Genomic DNA, 6000 nt, shown 5'->3' on the forward strand with positions numbered 1-6000 from the left:
ATTCTTAATCTCCGCTGCCCGGTACATAATGTAAGCCTGGTGTTAAGTAATGCAATAAAACCACTCTTGAATAACGGTAATTAATTGGAGAGCATAATAAAACACCAAAAAGAATTAAGCCAACGTAATACCAAAGGTTTTCATAAATTAATGGTAAGCCCAAAATGTATGATGCCACTCCTATTGTGATAATCTCCGCCACATTCATTGCATAACTCACAAACATAGCCACATAGAAAAAGCCTGGCTCACGTTCAAATTTCAAATTACAATGTGGACAGTTTACATTCGTTTTTTGCAGTTTGAAAGCGTATGCACTTCCTGTAAAAATATCACCTTTTCTACAACGTGGACACTTACACTGAATAAATGCTTGAAATTTAGATAACTCTGCCATAATTCATTTTTATTTAATGACACAAATTTAAGTCCAATTATATGCCTAAATTATGACCTACATCATATTTATAAAACAAGACAATCTACTTACAATCCTTATCAAATGGGTATCAGGCCAATATAGAATTAATAAATCATTGAGAAAATTTTAGTTTTAAATAGACGTAAAATCTATTAAAAATGATGATCGATTTCGATTTTGTGATTTTTTATGATTTTACCCTTTTTAAGCTGTATAATTTGTTTTGCCGCCAGCAGCTTGATCTCTCTGATTACCGTTTCAACTCTTAAACCAGTCATATCCGCCAATTCTTGTCGTGTTACATTTAAGGGCTGTCCTGCAGGAATATCTGCAATCAAGTAGTTAATTATGGTAAGTAAACGATGCTCAGCTTTTTCATTTGCTAATTCTTCTAACATCATTGATTTATAAAAAAGTCTGTTACTCAGCACCTTTATTAAATCCATGCTAAAATTAGTGTCGTTTTTAAGTAGCTCGAAAAATGAGGCTTTATTTACGGCTATAAGTTCCGAATCTGAATTTGTAATGGTGTACGCCAGATATGGCCGATCAATTAATAAAGCAGGCTCGCCAAAATATTGGCCAGTTTTAAAAATCCCCTGTATAAACTCCTTTCCTTCATCGCTCACGGTAACCATTCGTATTTCACCAGCTTTTATGAAGTAAACAAACCTGGGTTGCATACCAGGTTCGTAAATTATTGTATCCTTTAAATATTCTTTAACCTGAAAACCTTGTTCTATTAGTTTTTTAATGTACATATTAGTTCAGGTTATCAGTTAACAAAATCACGCTTAAAAGCAAACTAATTATTTAAAGTTTCTTTCATTAAACGAGTATAAAAATCCTTAAGCGTTAAGCCCATTGCAGCCACTTGTTGCGGAATAAAACTGGTAGCCGTTTGCCCAGGAATGGTATTAATTTCAATAAAATAGAAATCACCTTCATCTCCAGTTAGCATAAAATCAATACGAACCACGCCCCTACAGTTTAATTTTTTATAAACTTCAGCAGCAATTTGCTCTACCCTAGCCTTAGTTTCTTCACGTATTGGTGCTGGTGTTGTTTCTGTAGCGACCCCAGGTGTATATTTTGCTTCAAAATCAAAAAATTCCTTTGCAGTTTCTACTTCAGTTGGAGGTAAAACAACCACTTCACCATCCAATTTAGCTACTCCAACAGTAAATTCTCGACCTTCGATAAATTCTTCTATTAAAATTTGAGTATCCTCATTGAAAGCTTTGGTTAGTGCAGCTTCCAAATCATCGGCATGTGTAACCTTACTCATTCCAATGCTGCTTCCGCCATTATTTGGTTTTACAAAATATGGAAGCTTCAACTCACTTTTAATCTGATTAAGGCTATAGTTTCCGTCTTTAAAAATTTGTACGGATTTAGCCGTATATAAATTATCTATACCTTTTACAATTGCTTTTGTATAACCCTTATTCATTGTTATAGAAGAAGTTATGGCATCACAAGTGGTATACGGGATGTTTAACATATCAAAATAACCTTGCAATTTGCCATCCTCACCTGGAGAACCGTGAATTGCAATAAAAACGCCGTCAAATTTAATTTTTCGACCTTCAAGCGTTAAAGAAAAATCATTCTTATCAATATCTATTTTAACAGAATCCGAAGGTTCATAAAACCAACCTTTATCATTTAGCATTATCTTATATACATCGTACAAATCAGTATCAATATTTTGAGCAATAGTAGCTGCACTTTTTACTGAAATAACCCATTCTCCCGTTGTACCGCCTGTTAATAATGCAATAGTTTTCTTCATGTGGAAAATCCTTAATTATAAATAGAATTGAATTTAAATATATCCTCAAAAATATAAATATCTTTGTGCAATAATTAATTTTGAATGATAGAATTAATAAATAATAAAATTATACGTTCTTATAGATTATGAATGTGCTAATCCAAAAATCATTCATTCAATATTAAAATAACTACATTTGAGTTTGTACGCTTAACCCCAGAATTTAAGATTCATGTCTAAATTTATTGATTATTTAAAAACTAAATCTTTCAGAAACAACATAATAGCAGCTGTTTCTACTGTATTTGTTCTATTGCTTATTGCATTTTTTAGTTTAAGATATTACACCAAACACGGCGAAGGTTTAAATGTGCCCTTAGTAAAAGGGTTATCTTTTGAACAAGCAGTTGCCAAGCTTAAAGATGCTGGTTTAAAATACGAAGTGGATTCTGTTTACATTATGGATCAGCCGCCAGGTTTGGTTATAGATCAGGATCCTGATGCAAATACTTTTGTTAAAGATAACAGAACCATTTACTTAACGATAAATACAGCTAAAACTCCAAATACAAAATTTCCTGATATTGGTTTTAAAACGTTAAGAGAAGCTGTTGCAATTATTGAAAGTGCGAGATTAAAACTCGGTGATACAACTTACAAGCCTGATGTTAGTAAAGATGTTGTTTTGCAAGCTTCGTTTGGTGGGCAGCCAATTCAGGTTGGTCAATCTTTACCAGTAGGCTCACGTATTGATCTTGTTTTAGGCGATGGCCGTGGTAGTGAAGAGGTTGATATTCCCCAATTGATTGGTTTAACCGTAGATGAAGCAAAATTTAGCTTAAAAGGATCTATGCTTTCTTTAGGAAATATTATTTACGAAGGTCAGATTACCGACAGCGCCAATGCCGTAATCACTAAACAAGACCCTATGCCTGCCGATTCTGTAACTAAGGTTACTATTGGCACCAGAATTAACATTACATTATCTAACAAACAACAATAAATACGCATTCATACTCCAATGACTGAAATAGAAAACAAAAAACCCGGAGCAGGTAAAAAAATAGCAATAATAGTAGCTGTTGTAGCCATTTTAATTGCAGGATATTTTGCATTAAACCTGTATAAGGTTTACTTCGCCCCAAACGTAACCGAAAATCAAAAATACCTTTATATTAAAACTGGAAGTGATTACAACAGTTTGCTTGATGTTTTAGATAAAAAGAATATCCTTAAAAACCTGCCTTCTTTTAAGCAAGCAGCAGGAAAAATGAATTTAGCGGAAAATTTAAAGCCTGGTCGTTATCGTTTAAAAAATGGAATGACAAACCGTACATTAATTAATTTAATAAAAGCGGGTAATCAAGATGCCGTTAAATTAAAATTTCAAAATATCCGTAAAAAAGAGAATTTCGCTGCTTATTTAGCTGCCAATTTAGAGCCAGATTCTTTGAGCTTTATCAGTGTACTGGATTCAACAGCGTTGATTAGTAAGTATGGCTTTAATCAGGATAACATTTATGCTATGTTTATTCCAAATACTTATGAAATGTATTGGAATGTTTCTCCAATCGACTTTTTTGAGCGTATGCATAAAGAATACGAGAAGTTTTGGACGCCAGAGCGCAAGCAAAAAGCTGCCAGCTTAAATTTAACACCAATTCAAGTATATACTTTAGCTTCTATTGTAGATGCAGAGGCCCTATATGATAAGGAAATGCCAATTATTGCCGGTTTATATTTAAATCGCTTAAATAAAGGCATTTTGCTACAGGCTGATCCAACGGTAATTTTTGCCAACAATGATTTCACCGTAAAAAGAGTTACAGGAAAATTATTACAAGTACAATCTTTATACAATACCTATAAATATGCAGGTTTGCCTCCAGGCCCAATCATGATGCCTAGTATTAATGCTATTGATGCCGTTTTAAATCGCGACAATAATAAATATATTTATATGTGCGCTAAAGATGATTTTTCGGGCTACCATAATTTTGCAGAAACAAAGGAACAACACGAAATTAATGCAAAAAAATATCGCGAAGCTTTAAATAAAAGAAACATCTTTAAATAATGTTTGTACACGAAACTAAAGTTAAGGTGCGCTATGCTGAAACCGACCAAATGGGTGTGGTTCATCATGCAAATTATGCCCTTTACTATGAAATTGCCAGAACTGAATGTTTTGAGGCTTGCTCCGGCATAACATATGCTTCAATGGAGGCTGATGGAGTAATGCTCCCCATTTTAGAATTACAATCTAAATATTTAAAACCCGCGTTGTATAACCAGGTTTTAACGGTTAAATCTATTGTTAAAGAATTACCAACTGTACGATTAAAAGTTGATTACGAAATTTATAATGAAGATAATCAATTGATAAATATTGGACATACAACCTTGGTTTTTGTAGATAAGGAAACCAGAAAGCCCTGCCATCCGCCACAAAACTTTATGGATGGAGTAAATCAATATTTTATATAAAATTACATGGAATGGTTACACCGGCAATTATTAAAATTTAAGCTCTATTCTACATTTATCGAATGGACTAAAGTTTGCATTTTGCCGGGTTTTAGCCCCTTGCCCCTTTATACTGTTGCTACTTTTTTTTTCAGAGAAATAAAAAAAGAATCACTGGTTAATAAATCCTCTTCGCTGGCCTATAGCTTTATGCTTGCCATTTTCCCGGGGATTATTTTCCTATTTACCCTGATTCCTTTTATTCCTATAAAACACTTCCAAGATCAATTATTAGGCTTAATTGAACTAGTTTTACCCCATAATGCATTCGATGCATTTGAGGCTACGCTAAAAGACATCATTAAGAAGCAAAATAGTCGATTACTATCTTTTGGTTTTCTTTCTGCCTTATTTTTTGCCACAAATGGTGTTAAAAATTTAATGAAAGCGTTTAACAAATCTTCATTGGTTATTGAAACCAGAAGCTGGCTAAAACAGCGATTAATTGCCTTAATTTTAACAACCGTTATTTGCTTTTCGATCATCATATGTATTAGTGCGATGGCGCTTGGCGAAGTTCTATTACGATATATTCAGGATGAATTGCATATTAAGGATAGCTTAGCTGTATATGCTATACAACTCACCCGCTGGACAATTTTAGCTTCCTTATACTTTATAACCATTTCTATCCTGTACAGATATGGCCCTTCGCATGCTAAAAAATGGAAACTTTTTAGCGCCGGTTCTTGGTTGGCAACTATATTAGCCTTTTTAACCATCTGGGGATTTTCATTCTACATCAATAATTTTGGTTCCTACAATAAAGTTTATGGCTCCATTGGTACCCTAATTGTAATTATGATCTGGCTTTATTTAAATTCATTAATCTTATTAATAGGTTTTGAACTTAACGCAAGTGTTGATGTGAGTAAAAGAAGCGTTAAAATCATTCGTCCTAATTTCAATTTATTCAAGAAATCTGCCCGAATTGAAGAGAATTTAAAGAAGGATTAAAATTTTTCTTCCTCTGTGTTAAGCAATTATCAATTTAATATAAAAAAATATAGATCACGGTTTGCAGTTTTGAGCAGAATTTGTACTTTTGCCGATGGAAAGCTGGCAGAGTGGTCGAATGCGGCAGTCTTGAAAACTGTTGACTGTAACAGGTCCGGGGGTTCGAATCCCTCGCTTTCCGCATAAAGTATCAAAGAAGCTGTCTCAAAATAAACGAGGCAGCTTTTTTTGTGTGTAAATAAATCCAGTGTGTTATTTGCTTGTTGCTGGCTAGAAATGTTTATTTCTTCCTCAGTTTGGTAAAAAACAGAAAAAGCAA

At 33.5% G+C, this 6000-nt stretch carries 7 protein-coding genes and 1 tRNA gene; 5 read left to right on the top strand and 3 right to left on the bottom strand.

Going from position 1 to position 6000, the window contains the following annotated elements:
* Positions 1-4 precede the first annotated feature (4 nt).
* From EHC72_RS21865 to EHC72_RS21875, 3 genes are all read right to left on the bottom strand, one after another.
* Positions 5-397 (bottom strand): DUF983 domain-containing protein, encoded by a 393-nt coding sequence (locus EHC72_RS21865; protein WP_131539848.1) that lies wholly within the window; start codon positions 395-397, stop codon positions 5-7.
* Between the two features lie 176 nt (positions 398-573).
* Positions 574-1182, bottom strand: coding sequence for a Crp/Fnr family transcriptional regulator (locus tag EHC72_RS21870; protein ID WP_131539849.1), 609 nt, complete (start codon positions 1180-1182; stop codon positions 574-576).
* 44 nt (positions 1183-1226) lie between these two features.
* Positions 1227-2216, bottom strand: coding sequence for a D-alanine--D-alanine ligase (locus EHC72_RS21875; protein WP_131539850.1), 990 nt, complete (start codon positions 2214-2216; stop codon positions 1227-1229).
* A 214-nt stretch (positions 2217-2430) separates the two neighbouring features.
* On the opposite strand from EHC72_RS21875, the gene EHC72_RS21880 reads away from it, so the two are divergent.
* From EHC72_RS21880 to EHC72_RS21900, 5 genes are all read left to right on the top strand, one after another.
* On the top strand, positions 2431-3201 hold the full coding sequence (locus tag EHC72_RS21880) for a PASTA domain-containing protein (protein ID WP_131539851.1): 771 nt from the start codon (positions 2431-2433) through the stop codon (positions 3199-3201).
* Between the two features lie 18 nt (positions 3202-3219).
* Positions 3220-4275 (top strand): endolytic transglycosylase MltG, encoded by a 1056-nt coding sequence (gene mltG, locus EHC72_RS21885; RefSeq protein WP_131539852.1) that lies wholly within the window; start codon positions 3220-3222, stop codon positions 4273-4275.
* Positions 4275-4685: an acyl-CoA thioesterase gene (locus EHC72_RS21890; RefSeq protein WP_131539853.1), complete on the top strand. Its 411-nt coding sequence runs from the start codon at positions 4275-4277 to the stop codon at positions 4683-4685. The genes mltG and EHC72_RS21890 overlap by 1 nt, the downstream gene beginning before the upstream one ends.
* 6 nt (positions 4686-4691) lie before the next feature.
* Positions 4692-5681 carry a YihY/virulence factor BrkB family protein gene (locus EHC72_RS21895; RefSeq protein ID WP_131539854.1) on the top strand — a complete coding sequence of 330 codons (990 nt, stop codon included), beginning with the start codon at positions 4692-4694 and terminating at the stop codon, positions 5679-5681.
* A gap of 96 nt (positions 5682-5777) precedes the next feature.
* Positions 5778-5862, top strand: a tRNA-Ser gene (locus tag EHC72_RS21900).
* The last annotated feature ends 138 nt before the right edge of the window (positions 5863-6000 follow it).

The sequence above is a fragment of the Pedobacter nototheniae genome, from assembly GCF_004335085.1.
Classification (GTDB): domain Bacteria; phylum Bacteroidota; class Bacteroidia; order Sphingobacteriales; family Sphingobacteriaceae; genus Pedobacter; species Pedobacter nototheniae.